The sequence below is a fragment of the Mariniphaga anaerophila genome (assembly GCF_900129025.1).
GTDB lineage: Bacteria > Bacteroidota > Bacteroidia > Bacteroidales > Prolixibacteraceae > Mariniphaga > Mariniphaga anaerophila.
In genome coordinates, this window is sequence record NZ_FQUM01000004.1 from 504992 (window position 1) to 520809 (window position 15818).

17 protein-coding genes are annotated in these 15818 nt (G+C 42.3%); all 17 read right to left on the reverse strand.

Annotated elements, in window-relative coordinates; genetic code table 11:
- Positions 1-148 precede the first annotated feature (148 nt).
- Entirely contained in the window at positions 149-322 is a 174-nt protein-coding gene (locus BUB08_RS10655) for a helix-turn-helix domain-containing protein (RefSeq protein WP_073001539.1), read from the reverse strand.
- A gap of 44 nt (positions 323-366) precedes the next feature.
- Positions 367-948, reverse strand: coding sequence for a superoxide dismutase (locus BUB08_RS10660; protein ID WP_073001541.1), 582 nt, complete (start codon positions 946-948; stop codon positions 367-369).
- Between the two features lie 275 nt (positions 949-1223).
- Entirely contained in the window at positions 1224-2267 is a 1044-nt protein-coding gene (locus BUB08_RS10665; RefSeq protein WP_073001543.1) for a hypothetical protein, read from the reverse strand.
- Positions 2251-2838: a hypothetical protein gene (locus BUB08_RS10670; RefSeq protein ID WP_073001545.1), complete on the reverse strand. Its 588-nt coding sequence runs from the start codon at positions 2836-2838 to the stop codon at positions 2251-2253. Before BUB08_RS10670 ends, BUB08_RS10665 begins: the two co-directional genes overlap by 17 nt.
- Positions 2839-2840: 2 nt before the next feature.
- Positions 2841-3395 carry an RNA polymerase sigma factor gene (locus BUB08_RS10675; RefSeq protein ID WP_073001547.1) on the reverse strand — a complete coding sequence of 185 codons (555 nt, stop codon included), beginning with the start codon at positions 3393-3395 and terminating at the stop codon, positions 2841-2843.
- Between the two features lie 138 nt (positions 3396-3533).
- Positions 3534-4664, reverse strand: a complete 1131-nt coding sequence (locus BUB08_RS10680) for a porin family protein (protein WP_073001549.1) — start codon at positions 4662-4664, stop codon at positions 3534-3536.
- 73 nt (positions 4665-4737) lie between these two features.
- Positions 4738-5448: a hypothetical protein gene (locus BUB08_RS10685; RefSeq protein ID WP_139249669.1), complete on the reverse strand. Its 711-nt coding sequence runs from the start codon at positions 5446-5448 to the stop codon at positions 4738-4740.
- A gap of 115 nt (positions 5449-5563) precedes the next feature.
- The gene (gene rsxA / locus BUB08_RS10690; protein WP_073001553.1) at positions 5564-6136 is read right to left on the reverse strand and encodes an electron transport complex subunit RsxA; all 573 of its coding nucleotides are present in this window, start codon (positions 6134-6136) and stop codon (positions 5564-5566) included.
- An 11-nt stretch (positions 6137-6147) separates the two neighbouring features.
- Positions 6148-6732 carry an electron transport complex subunit RsxE gene (gene rsxE / locus BUB08_RS10695; protein ID WP_073001555.1) on the reverse strand — a complete coding sequence of 195 codons (585 nt, stop codon included), beginning with the start codon at positions 6730-6732 and terminating at the stop codon, positions 6148-6150.
- Positions 6729-7340 carry an RnfABCDGE type electron transport complex subunit G gene (locus BUB08_RS10700; protein WP_073001557.1) on the reverse strand — a complete coding sequence of 204 codons (612 nt, stop codon included), beginning with the start codon at positions 7338-7340 and terminating at the stop codon, positions 6729-6731. The genes rsxE and BUB08_RS10700 overlap by 4 nt, the downstream gene beginning before the upstream one ends.
- A gap of 2 nt (positions 7341-7342) precedes the next feature.
- Positions 7343-8323, reverse strand: a complete 981-nt coding sequence (locus BUB08_RS10705; protein ID WP_073001558.1) for an RnfABCDGE type electron transport complex subunit D — start codon at positions 8321-8323, stop codon at positions 7343-7345.
- Between the two features lie 12 nt (positions 8324-8335).
- Positions 8336-9667: an electron transport complex subunit RsxC gene (rsxC, locus tag BUB08_RS10710; protein WP_073001560.1), complete on the reverse strand. Its 1332-nt coding sequence runs from the start codon at positions 9665-9667 to the stop codon at positions 8336-8338.
- 6 nt (positions 9668-9673) lie between these two features.
- Positions 9674-10540 (reverse strand): RnfABCDGE type electron transport complex subunit B, encoded by an 867-nt coding sequence (locus tag BUB08_RS10715; RefSeq protein ID WP_073001562.1) that lies wholly within the window; start codon positions 10538-10540, stop codon positions 9674-9676.
- Between the two features lie 2 nt (positions 10541-10542).
- The gene (locus tag BUB08_RS10720) at positions 10543-10950 is read right to left on the reverse strand and encodes a SoxR reducing system RseC family protein (RefSeq protein ID WP_175549991.1); all 408 of its coding nucleotides are present in this window, start codon (positions 10948-10950) and stop codon (positions 10543-10545) included.
- Between the two features lie 125 nt (positions 10951-11075).
- Positions 11076-12977, reverse strand: coding sequence for a monovalent cation:proton antiporter-2 (CPA2) family protein (locus tag BUB08_RS10725; protein WP_073001565.1), 1902 nt, complete (start codon positions 12975-12977; stop codon positions 11076-11078).
- A gap of 1 nt (position 12978) precedes the next feature.
- Positions 12979-13566 (reverse strand): glutathione-regulated potassium-efflux system oxidoreductase KefF, encoded by a 588-nt coding sequence (gene kefF / locus BUB08_RS10730; protein ID WP_073001567.1) that lies wholly within the window; start codon positions 13564-13566, stop codon positions 12979-12981.
- A gap of 655 nt (positions 13567-14221) precedes the next feature.
- A complete protein-coding gene (lnt, locus tag BUB08_RS10735) occupies positions 14222-15817 on the reverse strand; it encodes an apolipoprotein N-acyltransferase (protein WP_073001569.1) in 1596 nt (531 codons plus the stop codon).
- Position 15818: the final 1 nt, after the last annotated feature.

Below are 15818 nucleotides of genomic sequence, written 5' to 3' on the forward strand. Positions count from 1 at the left end.
GATACCTTTTTTGCAGACAAAAAGAGACGGTTTTTAGCCGTTAATTCAGAGTTAACATGGAGGGAAAAAAGAAGGGAAGCACTTTCATACTTCCCTCCTTTTAACCCTTTTGTTGGTATTTTAGGCAGATAATGTAACGCACGACGCGTTACTTCGGCTCCCAGAAACACCGTTTGGGAGAAACAATAGTTCCTTCCTCTTTCAAAACTTTCATTGCTTTATCAACTTCCTTTTTATCGAGGCCTGAAGCTTCAGCAATTTCGCCGGCTTTCAATGGTTTTCCGGCATTTTTCATAGTTTCCAATACTTTTTCTACACTCATTTTTCTTTAGTTTTGAATGCGAATAAAACTACTTCAAAGTTATTCTAGCCTGCAAATCGTTCTGAAATCACTTTCCAGTCAACTATTTTCCAGAAGTCTTCGATGTACTTTGGCCGTGCATTTTGCTTGTCGAGGTAGTAAGCATGTTCCCAAACATCGCAGGTAAGCAGCGGTTTTTCCCCGTCGCGCAACGGATTTCCGGCATTCCCTGTTTGCACAATTTCCAAGTCTCCGGCTGCGGTTTTTACCAACCAAGCCCATCCTGAGCCAAACAAAGTAGCAGCTGCTTTCGAAAATGCTTCTTTAAAAGCATCAACAGATCCCCATTTTGCTTCGATGGCAGCTTTCAGATCTTCTTTTGGTTCGTGGCATCCTGCTGGACTAAACTGGTAGAAATAAAACGTATGATTCCAAACCTGTGCTCCGTTGTTAAAAATTCCGCCTTCTGCTTTTTCTACGATTTCTTCGAGCGAGGCATTTTCAAATTCGGTTCCGGGAATCAGGTTATTCAGGTTGTTCACATAAGCCTGATGGTGTTTTCCATAGTGGAATTCGATGGTTTTTTCGCTGATAAAAGGTTCCAGCGCATTTTTTTCGTAAGGTAATTTGGGTAATTCAAAAGCCATAATAATTCAGTTTAAAAGTGAATATTTGATTTTTGCTTAAAGTTAAAGAAATTTCATCCAAAACAGGCACCTTCCCCTGAAGTTGAATTCCGGCAAAGACTCCGACCCGGGTTCAAAACATTCTGTTCAAATCAAATACCCCGGCAGACCCGCTATTTATTAACATTTTAAAGAAGCAACTATTTGTTAATATTAACAACGCAACTTTTCTCAATGCAAAAAAAAAGCCTTTATGCGCTGAATACATAAAGGCTTTCTGTGCCGGGCAGTCTTTTTTAATCGAGATTAATTTGTCCGTAACGGCTTTTAACAAACACGGTACCGCCGGTTCCGCTTCCTACTTTTCCGTTTACTTTGCGCATCTGTCTTTCGCTAATGCGATTGCCAGAGAAGTTGGATTCAGGGTATGAAATTCCGCAGTAATCGCAACTGGCGTCGAGCAAATAGTTGGCATTTCCGAGCCCGAGCGATATTTGCCCGTAACTGTTTGTTATTTGCACCGACTCGAAGTTCTCATCCACCTTATCAACTTTAATTCCGCCGTAGCCGGCGTCAACTATCAGTTTTTGCGATAATTCACGAACCTTAATCCGTGTATATTTAGTGGTTGACGAAAGCGCACCCACCAGCCCGAAATTAAAGGTATCGTACTTCGAATCGGCAATTACCGAACCCGCCTTGTCAATATTGATTATCGAATACTTTGAATCCAAGTCCAGTTCGCCCAAATTTCCAAAATTGATGGTTGAATACTGTACTTCCACCAAAAGGTTATTGGCAGATTCAACGCCTCCTTTTCCGTAAGCAAGCTCCAATTCGACCAAACCATCGGCAGGCGCTTTCAACTGATTTGCATCAAAGTTACCGTAACTAATATCGAAGCTTCCACTGGCATTCAACTCATTAACAAAAGCATTTCCATACTTGTTAGTGATGTTCAGGTTTTTGTCCGGAGGAATATTTACCTTGTAATCGACACTGAACTGCAACCGTGTACTGAATCCCCGGCTAAAATGAGTCTCCGCAGTAACAGTATTTCCGGTTTTACTGAAACTAACGCTAATCTGCTCCAGCAAATCGTCTATCTTCCGCTCATTGGAAGACTCAACAGTAATAATTACGTCAACCGTAACATTGCTACCACCTTTGTATGCGACATTTACATCTCCAAATTTATTGCTGATTTCCAACGTGGTCACACTGTTTGAAGGCCACGATTCGTGATATTCTTTTGCCTTTTTTGCTGCAACAGCTTCCATCCCCGAAGCCCAAACAACAAGAAAAAACAGGCAGGCAAAAAATTTAACTTTCTGCTTCATAATCTGTATTGGTTTTTTGTTTCACTTCTTCCAACTTCTCTACAATCATATTTATTAAACTAAGCTTAGTCTGGTAATATTCAATCATGGCGTTAATAACCCTGCCGTCTTCGGGATTGGCAGAAAGATCTGCCTGCAGTTTCTTAAAAACCTCTTCAAACTCTTCTAACTCGCCATTCATCATCTGCTGTTCTTCCTCCGAAATCAATCCTTCGGCAACGAGTCTTTCCCATTGATTCAGCCCGCCACTAATTGCAGATGTGTAATAAAATTCCACCTCTTCGTATTCCGGAGAGACCGAAGCCAGCGTCATTCCTGTTGATGCAGACTCACCATGTTCGCCTCCGCTTTCCGGTGCAAACCATATAACGGCCTGATTTATTACCAGAAAAGCAAAAACGGCGGCAGCAGCAGCTTTCCAAATCCATTTAAAAGGAAAAGCTTTCTTTTTCTGATTTGCTTCTTCCAGCTTATTTTGAAACCGTTCAAAATGACCGGCAGGAGGCTCATTCTGGTTCAATTCCTCCATGTTATTCAAAATCAATTCTTCTATATAATCTTTCTCACTCATTGTCAGTTGTATAAAAATATTTTTTTCTCTTTCAACAATTCCCTCAATTTATTTTTGGCTCTCGAATACTGCGTGCGCGACGCTGAATTACTAACCCCCAGTATCTGGCTAATTTCATCGTGATCGTACCCTTCAATCAAATAAAGACTGAGCACTGTTCGGTAACCATCGGGCAAACTTCTAATAGCTTTTTGTATCTGCGCCACGTCTACTTCTCCCGGCGCTTCATTTTCTTCGGGAAGCGCGTTTACAGACTCATCCATTTCAACCAGTTGTGCCCTCTTTTTTTTCAAATGATCCAAAGAACTATTCACCACAATTTTTTTCAGCCATGCACCAAAACTCACTTCTCCTTTGTAAGTGTCCATTTTTTTGAACGCCTTCAGAAATGCTTCCTGCATAACATCTTCGGCTTCAGCATCATCATTCACAATCCGCAAACTAACACTGTACATCGATCTGTAGTACAACTTGTACAACTGAAACTGTGCTTTCTGGTTTCCTTCCCTGCACAAATCAATCAGTTTCTGATGGATATTTTGATACTGTTTCTCCAATTTGTTTCGGTTCTGTTTTAATGACGACCGGGAAAATTAAATGTTGCATCGAGATAAACTATTTTTTGCGTTACAGCAACTTATAGCAGAATGATTAAGCAATTAACAATAAAACAATTGTTTTACTGCTTTTTGTATTTAGAAGCTTATTCCTGTTAATAGATTTAAACCAACAAGTTGTGCTGATCCAGGATTGGATAATCCATATTGATGAACGTATCTCAACTCAAAAAAAAGTGAATTCCTAAAATTGAGTTTATATTCCAGACCTGCACCAAACACATACCCAAGCATATACTGGTCGATTAATGAATTCAGACTAGTTTTGTTTGCGCTTATATTTGACTCGATAGCAGGCTCATACAACGACGTTTCTCTTTTTATTAAATATGAACCACTTAGCCCCGTGTTTATGAACGGACGAATAGTATTTGACGGATAAGAATACCTGACAAGAACCGGAACATTTATTTTAGTATTATTGGAAACCAAATTAAAATTATTGTTCTCGGATGAATGGCTGTACGAATATCTGTGTTTAGCGAACAGCAATTCAACATGTAAAGAAAAGTCGGATGCAAGAATCGGATTATCGATAAATATCCCTGACGAAAAACTGCCATCGCGAGTATTATCAAAATAGTCTAAATAGCTAAAAAACTCGATCAGATTTTCATCATTGGAAAAAATCACACGAGAAAACTCATAGCCGGCTATGACTCCGTATCTGAAATGCGGGAAAGGCTTCAACTCACAATTATTATATCTTTCTATCAGCTTCGACAACGATTTTTTTGAGTAGCGTGACAGTTCACATGCATCCGCAACATTAGAGCAATCTTTTGTAATGTTCAATAATTGTTTGGAATAGTCGACATTTTGCGAATTGCGCTTAGGAAGCTCAACCAACTGTGCATTATCATTTTCGATGAAAAAAGTTTGAATATTATCGCCTTTATAATAATACAAAGTTGTCTTTCCCCTTTGCAAACATTCAAGAAAAACTTTTTTTGAAGAGCCTGCTTTTTGAATATCCCTGGAAACGTAAACCGGGCCTTTGTTAAATCCATATTCTTGCAAATCATAGGGAGAGTACGTAATAATACTGTCGCGTTTCTTCACCTGACAGAACATTGAATTTTTCTGTTCTCCGTTATCTATCAGTTTTATACCTACAGTGGCCGTGCTGTCAAACAAAATATATTCTTTTTGTCCATAAGAGAGAATCGGAAAAAACAGGATACAAAACATTAAATACGGATACTTCATAGCGCTGTCAGTTTGTATGTTATTGTTAACCCAAAATTACTGTTTAGAAAAAATGTGTTCTTGTGGAAAAACTTCAAAGCGAATTATAAAACTGCACCAACTCTTTTAATGTTTCAGGCTTATTCACTTTCACTTTGTGCTTTTTTATAAAGTTGGAAACCTCTTTTTTATGCTCCGGAAAAATGTCTTCCAGACCCTTCTTATTTGCAATAAGTACTGCTGATTCCTTCCCTACCCTGATGTAATAATCATCGGGCCGTTTTAAAAAACGGGCAGGAACTGCATCCTGGTAGGCTTCCGGCTTTTTGGCCTGTTCAAATGCAACTCTCGGCCGTGCATACAACGTAACCGTACCTTTTTCCAACACCACGAAAAATCCGCGAGCTATTTTTTTTGCGCTCAAAAAAGGAGCATACTCCAGCAAATAATCCCCAAATTCAATCTTCTCGACAATCTCGGGAGTAGCCAGTGCCTGAGCAGGATTTTCGCCTACTTTGAATTCAATCTGGTCGTTATAAATATTGTAGCGCAAAGGAACTCCGGCAAACTGAGTTTTCGATGTTGTGTAAATGGAGCCTTCAATAAACTCATCATTCATGAAAGGAGAACCTTTAATGTCTCTCTCAGCTAGAGATGCCTTATTGGTACCCGAATGTCTTCGGTTAAAGTCTAAAAGCTCAACAGCCTGTTTTACTTCATAAAAATCAGAATGCAAAATAAACTGCGCTGTTGCATTTGCCAACCCCAAAAAAGTCACAAAAACAAAAACCACTAGTTGTTTCATCCTTTTGCTTTTCAAATTTTCCGTATAAAATTGGCAATAAAAAAAGCAAAATCCAAACGGCATTGCATTTATTATGAATGCAAAAAGGGAGCGCTATTTCGAAGACAGGAGCTTTCTAAACCAACCCGGAGAAACCCATAAAAGCCATTGCCAGAATACCTGCGGTAATCAACGCAATTGGAGTTCCTTTTAGCCCTTTTGGAATATTTTGCAAATCGAGATGTTCGCGAATACCGGCAAAGAGCAGCAATGCCAAGCCAAAACCGATGGCATTTGAAACGGCAAAAACCACACCTTCCAACAGGTTAAAATCTTTTTGGATGGTCAGAATTGCAACCCCCAAAATAGCACAGTTGGTTGTAATAAGCGGCAGAAAAATCCCCAACGCCTGATACAGCGCCGGACTAACTTTTTTCAGAATAATTTCCACAAGCTGCACCAGCGACGCGATAATCAGAATAAATGCAATGGTTTGCAAAAAGGCCAGTCCAAATGCGTCGAGAACGTATGTTTGTACCAAATAAGTTACTATCGTTGCCAGCACCATAACAAAAGCTACGGCACCCGCCATTCCAATTGCAGTAGAAAGTCGTTTGGAAACCCCCAGAAAAGGGCAGATTCCAAGGAACTGCATTAAAACGATGTTGTTTACAAGTATTGCTCCGATTACAATTACCAAATAGTTCATACTCTACCCTCCTAGTTCTTTTTAATGCGATTGATAATGGCAATTAAATAACCCAAAACAATAAATGCACCGGGAGCCAGCACAAACAACAGGGTTACATAATTTTCAGAATAAATGGTGATATTGAAAAGCTTGCCGCTGCCCAGCACTTCTCTGATTCCGCCAAGCAATACCAGGGCAAATGTAAATCCCAGGCCAATGCCCAGCCCGTCGAAAGCAGAAGAAACCACGTTGTTTTTAGACGCAAATGCTTCGGCACGGCCTAACACAATGCAGTTTACCACAATAAGAGGAATAAATAACCCCAGGCTTTTATATAACGAAGGCACGTAAGCCTGCATTACAAGCTGAACCACGGTTACAAAAGCAGCAATAATCACAATAAAACTTGGGATACGCACTTTATCGGGAATCTGATTTTTTACCAATGAAATTACCATGTTAGACATTAACAAAACAAAGGTTGTTGCCAGTCCCATTCCCAACCCGTTTATTGCAGAAGAAGTTACCCCCAGTGTGGGGCACATTCCCAGCAGCAACACAAATACCGGGTTTTCTTTTAAAAATCCTTTTGAAAAATTCTTCCACTGATTCATAAGCTTGTATTTTTAATCTTCAGTTGTTCACTTTCTACATCGTATGCTTCAAATGCTCTCACCATCGCATCCAAAAATGCGCGTGAAGTAATTGTTGAAGCGGTTATGGCGTCGATGTCTCCACCATCTTTGGATACTTCAAATTTTGAAGATTCGGGGCTTTTGCCGATTACATTCTGTCCGGGTTTTTCCGAATTACGAAACCAGTCAGCCATTTTAGAGCCCAGCCCCGGCGTTTCGGAATGTTCGAGAACTTCGTACCCGAAAAGCTTTCCGGAAGTATCAATTCCGGCCATAATAGAGATAAAACCGCTAAACCCTTTATTTGTATAAGTTTTTACCGCCACACCAACCAGCTTGTCGCCTTTGTAGGCAGGAAAAACCTCCACGCTGTCTGAAGCGGAAGCGACTGCAACTTTGCAGACATCTCCCAATTCGTCAAATTCCGGGAGCACTTTTTTTATAGCTTCGCTCTGAGCCTTCATTTTTGCCACTTCAATGGCATCTTTTGTAAAATCATACACAAACCCCAACGCAGCCGCCGCAATAAACGTTACCACAAAAAGGGTTAAAACCATATTAATAAATGTCGATTCGCGTTTTGCCATTTTTACTTCCCTCCAAATCGTTTCGGTTTAACATAGGTGTTTATAAGTGGCGTAAACGCATTCATTATTAAAATCGCGAATGAAATGCCTTCAGGATATGAACCAAACATTCGGATACTAATTGTTATTACTCCTATTCCAACACCATAAATGATTTGTCCCTTTGGGTTCATCGGCGAGGTTACCATGTCGGTAGCCATAAAAATAGCGCCGAGCATTAAACCACCCGAAAACAAATGGTACCCCGGGCTTACGTAGCTCTGCGGATCAACCAGCCAGAAAGCAGTTGCAATAATACCAACGCTTGCCAGCACTGCAACCGGAATATGCCATGTAATTACCTTCTTGTATAACATATACAATCCGCCAATAATCAGAAGCAGCGCAGACACTTCACCAAGTGAACCGCCCATGCTACCAAGCATCATATCAACCTGAGAAGGCAAACTTTTTGAAATTTCAGAAACAGAAAGACCGTTTGACAAACCTTCTTTAATAACTCCAAGTGGAGTTGCTGAGGTCAGCGAATCCACACCGGCCGACCTGATTGATGGCCAGGAAGTCATTTGTGCAGGAAACGAAATCAGCATGAAAACCCTTCCCACAAGTGCCGGGTTAAAAATGTTGTTTCCCAGTCCTCCAAACGAAAGCTTGCCAATTCCCATGGCGGCAAGCGAACCTATTACAATTATCCACCACGGGATACCCGACGGAACGTTAAATGCCAGAAGAATACCTGTTATTAATGCAGAGCCGTCAGAAACCGACGGAGTAACCTTCATCAGGTATTTTTGAATCAGGTACTCAAAGGCAAGACAAGCAGCAACTGCAATCAGTGTAACGCGCAGTGCATCCAGCCCAAAAACAAACACTGACCATATAAGCGCCGGAATCATGGCGTAAACCACCCGGTACATTATTTTTCGGGTAGAATCGTCGGTATGGACGTGTGGCGATGGTGAAACTGTTAGTAAATTACTCATTATCAGTTTTGATTATTTTTTTCGTGAACGAATTATTTGTCCTACTTTCCCTTTTCCAAACCGGATATAATCGAGCAAAGGCCGGTTGGCAGGACACGTGTAACTGCATGAGCCACACTCTATACAATCCATAATTTTGTCATCTTCTGCCCGGTCGAAAATCTGTTTTTCCGAAAGGGTCATCAACAGGAATGGTTCCAGTCCCATCGGACAAGCAGAAACGCATCGCGAACAACGGATACAGGTATTCATTTCTTCGCGTGTGGACTCGTTCTTCTCCATTAAAAGGATACCGGAAGTACCCTTTGTAACCGGAACATCAAGCGATGCAATCGCCCTTCCCATCATTGGGCCGCCGCTAATAACTTTTCCTGAATCTTCGGGCAGGCCACCCGCAGCATCCACTAATGCAGATGTTGCTGTTCCAATCCTCACCCGAAAATTCGACGGATTAGCCAACGCTTTTCCGGTAACTGTAACCACACGTTCAAACAGTGGTTTGTTTTTCTGAATGGCTTCGTAAACGGCAAATGCAGTTCCAACATTACTGACTACCGCACCAACAGCAATAGGAAGAGCCCCTGAAGGAACTTCGCGTCCGGTAACCGCTTTAATTAGCTGTTTTTCGCCGCCCTGCGGATATTTTACTTTCAGGGGAGCAACGCTGACTCCGTTATACTCTTTTGTTTTTTCTGTGAGCCGTTGAATTGCGTCAGGCTTATTGTTTTCAATTCCGATTACGGCTTTATCAACTGAAAGAGCCTTCATCAGAAGTTGTATTCCAACCAGTATTTCATCGGTTTTTTCCAGCATCAAACGGTGGTCTGATGTCAGGTAGGGTTCGCATTCCACGCCGTTTATCAACAGAATATCGGCCTTCATTCCTTTAGGCGGAACAAGTTTTACATGCGTTGGAAAAGTAGCTCCACCGAGTCCGACAATCCCGGCATCCTGAATCTTTTTTACAATCTCTTCTCCGCTCAGGTCAAAATCTTTTTTCAGATCTTCTGAACGATCAATATCTTCAATCCACTCATCGCCGTCCACATCAATCAAAATTCCCTGTTTCGGGTACCCGGAGCTGTCGGCCTGAAAGTCGACCTTCTTCACTTTACCAGAAACAGAAGAATGAATATTAGTAGAGACGAAACTGCTGCTTTTGGCAATTATCTGACCTACTTTTACCACGTCGCCACGGCCAACAACCGGAGTGGCCGGTGCACCAATGTGCTGGGCAACCGGGATAAAAACCGAGGCAGGAAGTGGCAAAACCTCGATGGATTTACCTGCCGATAGCTTATTTTCTGGCGGATGAACGCCTCCTTTTTTGAACGTTTTTAACATTCCGATTTATTTTGCAGTACTACACTCTTCTTTCTTTTCTTCTTTAATTTTCCGGGGAGGAAAATTTTCTTCGGTAATGGCATTTGTCGGACAAACCGAAACGCACTTGCGGCACAATTTACATTTGTCTGAATCGATAAATGCCAGGTTGTTTTCTATGGTAATGGCGTCGAACTTACATTCTTTCTCACACTTACCGCAACCAATGCAGGCCGTGCTGCAAGCTTTCCTTGCCACTCCGCCTTTGTCCTGATTTCGGCAGGCAACAACCACTTTTCTATCTTTCGGAAATTTCTTCCGTAATTCAATCAGATTTTTCGGACACGCATCAACGCAAGCGCCGCAGGCCACGCATTTATCGTCAATAATTTTAGGAACGCCAAGGTCTGCGCGCAACTCAATTGCATCAAACTCACAAGCGGTAAAGCAGTCTCCGTATCCCAAACATCCCCACTGGCAGTCGGTTTCCCCACTGTAAACCGATGCAGCTATTGCACAGGTATCGGCTCCATCAAAAATGTTTGTTTTCGGGCGATGATCGCATGTTCCGTTACAACGGATAAACGCAACCCGCGCTTCCTTTTTTACCGCTTCAAGCCCCAAAATTCCGGCCACACTGCCCATGGTGTCGTTCCCGCCAACCGGACAGTTCAGATCATTTAAATCGGCAGCCTTTACACAAGCTTCAGCAAAAGCGCGGCAACCGGCATACCCACATCCACCGCAATTGGCACCGGGCAAACTTCCTTCTACTTCGTCGATGCGCGGATCTTCATAAACTTTGAATTTCCGGGCAACGAAAAAAAGGATAACCGCCGCAGAAGTCCCGATGATACTCAGCGTGGCAATTGTATATATAACTGTAACACTCATTGTTAATTAATTTCTTCCAGTTCGAATTTGAATACTTTTTTTAAATGTTGTCGAAAAAAATATAATGTTATATAATATGGTGCCAGAATTCCCAGGGCAGACAACCCTGCCAGCGCTTCATTTTTTGTGGTAACAGAAACCAAAATTAAGGTAAGCATTACAAGCAGAAATGGGAAAATATAGCCGTAAAACAATGCTTTAAAGCCCGCTGATTCCCGAAATAAAATAGTCACTACCTGCCCGGGAACATGTTTTTCCCCGACATAAGGAATTTCTATTTCCTTCTCCTGAAAGTCTGCCACACTACAAGCTCCGTTTGCATGACAAGAAGAGCAGGCCGACTTATTTACAATACTAACAATCAAGGATGTACCTGTAACCCTTTTAACAAACCCCTTATGTCTAATCACGGTATCAACCACAACATTTTGCTATTTACAGGTTGCAAATTTAGATATTTATTTAAATGCAGACATGCCAAAAATCTTCTTTTATTGATATTCCACCAATTTAGAAATAGTCTAATTTAATACGGCTATTTTGACTTTAGGGTTGCGGCGGCCTCTTCTCTTATGGATTCCACATCCCAAGCGCAATCTGTTTCGTAAATGGATACTTTCTTCTCTGCCTCCAGTGTTTCAGAAAGTTGCTCCGAAAACCGGCGTGTCTCCTGAACAAACTGAGAATGATCTTCAAGCCAGTGTTCGTACAATTCCATAAACACCTCTTCTTCGTGATGTTTAAACATACGTGCCGAGCGGTAAGCTTCGTATCGGGAGAACCCCAGATATTCAAGCGCTTTTGTCCCCATTTCGAGGCCTGAGTTAAACATTTCCCGCTGAACCGTTTTTACGTTCAGTTTAACAAATTCAAATGCATGAAAAATATCTTTGGCACGCGCCAAAATTTCTACTTCGGGATATTTTTTTCTGACATACCGGGCAACTTCCAGGGCATTCTCATATTCGGCCATACTTAAAATCAGTAACCGGGCGTTGGCAATTCCGGCATTTTCGAGCACCTGCGGACGGGTTACATCGCCGTAATACAGTTTGAATCCAAACTTTCTCAATACCTCAATATTAGACGGATTGCTATCAATAATGGTAATTTTAAAGCCGTTTGCCAGCAGCAGGCGCCCTACAACCAGGCCAAACCTACCAAACCCGGCCAGGATTATCGGCTTTTCCTGAGCTTCCACCTCATCAAATTCAATTTTATTTTGCCACCGGGCCAGAATCGGGCTCACGGCCTTGTCGTTAAACAATAAAAGAAGAGGCGACAAAGCCATGGAGAGTGTCACAACCAGCAATAGAAGCCCCCCCGTTTTTTCTTCAAAAAGCTGGCTCTGTCTAGAAAATGAAATCAAAACAAAAGCAAACTCACTGGACTGCGCAAGCAAAAATGCGAACAGAAATTCATACCCTTTTTTCAGTCTGAAAAATCTGCCCAATGCTAGCAACACCAGAAATTTCAGCAATACCAGCAACAAAACGTAACCAATTATCCGAAGTGGATCCTCAATAAACAGCATGAAATTTATACTTGCGCCAACCGAAATAAAAAACAGCCCCAAAAGCAGCCCTTTAAACGGGTCGATTGTGGCCTCCAGCTCGTGCCGGTATTCGCTGTCGGCCAGTACCACCCCGGCAATAAAAGTTCCAAGTGCCGGAGACAGACCAATGGCATCCATAGCCAGGGCGATTCCGATAACCAGCAACAGCGCCATGGCCGTAAAAACTTCGTGCAAGTTGGTTTCGGCAATAAACCGAAAAATGTGTTTGGAGACAAACCGCCCCAAAAATATAATACCGGCGATTGCCGCAATAATGACCAGAAGCTGAGCCCACCCGGGCAATGCAGCTACTCCCGTCAGCTTATCCAACTGAGTATTATCCAGATTTCCGGGCGCGTTGAAAGCCGCCAGTACAGGAATGATTGCGAGAATTGGAACAACCATAATATCCTGAAAAAGAAGGACCGCAAATGCCGATTTCCCGGCAGTGTTTCTGATAAGCCCTTTTTCGGTTAGTGTTTGCAAAACAATTGCAGTAGATGAAAGCGCCAGAATCAGACCGATTCCGACTGCACGATTCAGGCGAAAGCCAAAAGCAAGTGCCACTGCTCCGATAACCACCGAAGTGAGTAAAACCTGTAATCCGCCCAGCCCGAAAATAGATTTTCGCATTTTCCAAAGCAACGCCGGTTCCAGCTCAAGCCCGATAACAAACAGCATCAGCACAACGCCAAACTCCGCAAAGTGCATCACATCTGTGGCCTCCCGCCCCACTAACCCAAGCACAAACGGCCCGATAATAATCCCGGCTGCCAAATACCCAAGCACAGAAACAAGCCCCAGTTTTTTGGCCAGCGGAACCGAAACCACAGCCGCCAAAAGATAAATTAACGCCTGAAAGAAAAAATCCTGATTGTACATATTATTCTATTAGATCGTTAAAATAAGCAGCCTTCATCAACCTGTCGCGGTCAACCGCATCGCTTCGCAACATGGTCAGCGCCTTTTTATAGTTTTCTGCATACTCAGAAATCTCGTTATCGCTGATGGTGTGCGCCCCATGAACCACAAACGGTGGCAAATACTCCATCCGGCATAAATTGGCAGACTGTTTAAAAGGCACCAAAAATTCCTGAATAGAAAAACGGTTTCGTCCCTCTTTACTATAAACTTCGAGGCGCCCGCCGGTAGAAATTACCGAAAGAACGGTTTTCCCTTCCAACATTCTACCGTGTTCGCCGTAAGCCCAACCATGCACCAGAACAAGGTCCATCCACTCTTTGAGCAACGCCGGTGCGCTGTACCAATAAAACGGATGGTGCCAAACAATAATATCATGTTCCAAAAGTAGTTGCTGCTCTTTTTTTACGTCGATAAAAAAGTCGGGGTACTTTTCGTACAAATCATTCAATGTTACATTTTCCAGCTCTTTTACAGCTTGAATCAACCGTCTGTTTATGCGCGACTTTTGAATGGCCGGATGTGCAAATTCTACGAGTATTCTGTTCATTTCCCGGGTTTAACTTAAATTTCTATTCCAGAACGAACAACTGAACAACTCCGCCTAAAATGTTATCGCTCAATCATCCACGAGCCAAAAATAATAATTTTGACACGAAATTCACATCAAAACACCCCGGTTAAATAACAACCGGAAATTGAAAAACCGGATTCACCAGCCCAGAAACTTCGCGCTAAGACTCTCTGGTTCTTTATAAAAATCGATAATTAACAGGACAGGAGCGGAATCAATTACACCCCTGAGATTCAGAATAAAAACGGCTCAAAATGCTATTAAACATTTAGCATTCAGAACGATGTAAAAACGCTCAGCATAAAAGTCAATAATTCTTTCATTCACAGCATTTTATTTTTTGATCGAGTCTAAACTGCGGAAAAAATTTGCATTTGACAACCTTTCCACTTACATTTGAACTGTACAAAACGAGTTCATTGAAAGAAAAAAGATACTATCCGCATCGATTCAACAGTTGGTAAACTCAACAGAACTTATTAAACCGAGTTAGCTCAACAGTTGCGAAAACAGGCCTTGTAGTTCCGGATTCTCCGGAATGAGTCGAAAGACCAGTGGACGTTTGAACAACTAGGCGCTCAAATCCTGTTAATCAGGGGTTTTACACAAACGGGGTTGGTGCGGATTTTTTTTATTCTTTGATGAACCTTTTCACAATCAGAAAAAGCAGGATAAGCACGGCCATAAACATGGCAACCCTGGCAATAAAATCACCATGTTTTACATAAAAAGTAATTTTATCGTTCAGATTTACGGTTTGTGCGATGGCGGCTTCTTCCCACCAATTTGTCGCCTGTAATATATCTCCTCGTTGGTTTACAAAGCACGAAATACCTGTATTGGCTGAGCGCGCCACACTTCTGCGTGTTTCTATTGCCCTGAGCCGGCTGTACGACAAATGCTGTTTATAACCAGGGGTATTTCTCCACCATCCGTCGTTGGTGATTACCACAACAAGCCCGGCTCCTTTGCTTACAAAACGAGTCAGGTACTCGCCAAAAACCGACTCGTAGCAAATCACCGGAGCAACCTGCTCCTGGTTCTTCAGGGTAAAATTTGATGGCTCATCCTGGCGGCCGAGACTGCCGGTTGTCCCTCCAAGGTCAATCACCAGATCCTTTAAAAAGCCCATGTATTTCCTGAAAGGCATTTTTTCAACGCCGGGCACAAGAATGGATTTGTGATAGGTACTTCCCTCTCCGTTTTCGTTTACAAAAACCGCAGAGTTGTATACATCGTAATATACTTCATTTGATTTTCGGGCAGTAGAAGAAGCACTTTCTTCATCGCGATACACTTTACACGTTGATGCGCCGAAAAGCATCTCAACATTATGATGTTTGCTCATCCAGTCGGTCAGTTGCCTAAATTGATAGTTATATTCCAGATTGTCAACGTTCCAATCGGGGTAGCGCTCAAAAACGGTTTCCGGACCAATTACCAAATCTGTATTTTCAGTTATTTTCGAATCGGCAAGTCTCGTAAACACGTTCAGCTTTTTGTTTTCGGCCTGCGCATCGTACGCTTCATTGTAGGGATCAATATTTGGCTGAACCACCAGCACATTCAGCGGATTTTCGTCCTCCACATAGGAGTTGTACATAGACCGCGAAAAAAGCCACGGAAAAAGCAGCAGAAAAAGAAGTCCTCCGCCTGAATAAAGAACTACACGCGCGCCGGCGCTATTCCGAATGTTCAGATAAACATTAAACAGCACAATATTTACAGCTAAAATCCAGACTGTTCCTCCCAGCACTCCGGTATATTCATACCACTGAATCATTTTCACGTTGTTCGCCAGCCCGTTTCCCAGATTTAGCCACGGCCATTCAATATCCCAATGAAAATGGAAGTATTCAAAAGATATCCAAAAAACGGCAAGTGCCAAAAATCCTAAATTTGCCCTAAAGTTCCTTCGGGCAGCGTGCCCGAGCCACCAAACCAGCGACATTAATAAAGAATTTGCAACAATTGCCATTAATGCGCCGGCTACTGTTGCATAGGAAATCCACCACGTGGAAATAATGTTCCAAATCAAAAAAGCCAGAAAAGCATGCCCCCAGAACGAGACACCCCGAAACTCTGTTTTTCTTGACACAAAAAAATTTTCGAGCAACAAGAGCGGAAAAAAAGCAAAGAAAAGCACCCATCCGGGAAAACCCAGCCAGGCAAGGCTTAACAAAACTCCTGTTGAAATGGATAAAACATCGCGGGTTAATCGTGACATA

Coding starts and splice junctions, on each gene's coding strand:
- BUB08_RS10655 (WP_073001539.1), bottom strand. CDS start 322: ATGAGTGTAGAAAAAGTATTGGAAACTATGAAAAATGCCGGAAAACCA.
- BUB08_RS10660 (WP_073001541.1), bottom strand. CDS start 948: ATGGCTTTTGAATTACCCAAATTACCTTACGAAAAAAATGCGCTGGAA.
- BUB08_RS10665 (WP_073001543.1), bottom strand. CDS start 2,267: ATGAAGCAGAAAGTTAAATTTTTTGCCTGCCTGTTTTTTCTTGTTGTT.
- BUB08_RS10670 (WP_073001545.1), bottom strand. CDS start 2,838: ATGAGTGAGAAAGATTATATAGAAGAATTGATTTTGAATAACATGGAG.
- BUB08_RS10680 (WP_073001549.1), bottom strand. CDS start 4,664: ATGAAGTATCCGTATTTAATGTTTTGTATCCTGTTTTTTCCGATTCTC.
- BUB08_RS10685 (WP_139249669.1), bottom strand. CDS start 5,448: ATGAAACAACTAGTGGTTTTTGTTTTTGTGACTTTTTTGGGGTTGGCA.
- rsxA (WP_073001553.1), bottom strand. CDS start 6,136: ATGAACTATTTGGTAATTGTAATCGGAGCAATACTTGTAAACAACATC.
- rsxE (WP_073001555.1), bottom strand. CDS start 6,732: ATGAATCAGTGGAAGAATTTTTCAAAAGGATTTTTAAAAGAAAACCCG.
- BUB08_RS10700 (WP_073001557.1), bottom strand. CDS start 7,340: ATGGCAAAACGCGAATCGACATTTATTAATATGGTTTTAACCCTTTTT.
- BUB08_RS10705 (WP_073001558.1), bottom strand. CDS start 8,323: ATGAGTAATTTACTAACAGTTTCACCATCGCCACACGTCCATACCGAC.
- rsxC (WP_073001560.1), bottom strand. CDS start 9,667: ATGTTAAAAACGTTCAAAAAAGGAGGCGTTCATCCGCCAGAAAATAAG.
- BUB08_RS10715 (WP_073001562.1), bottom strand. CDS start 10,540: ATGAGTGTTACAGTTATATATACAATTGCCACGCTGAGTATCATCGGG.
- BUB08_RS10725 (WP_073001565.1), bottom strand. CDS start 12,977: ATGTACAATCAGGATTTTTTCTTTCAGGCGTTAATTTATCTTTTGGCG.
- kefF (WP_073001567.1), bottom strand. CDS start 13,566: ATGAACAGAATACTCGTAGAATTTGCACATCCGGCCATTCAAAAGTCG.
- lnt (WP_073001569.1), bottom strand. CDS start 15,817: ATGTCACGATTAACCCGCGATGTTTTATCCATTTCAACAGGAGTTTTG.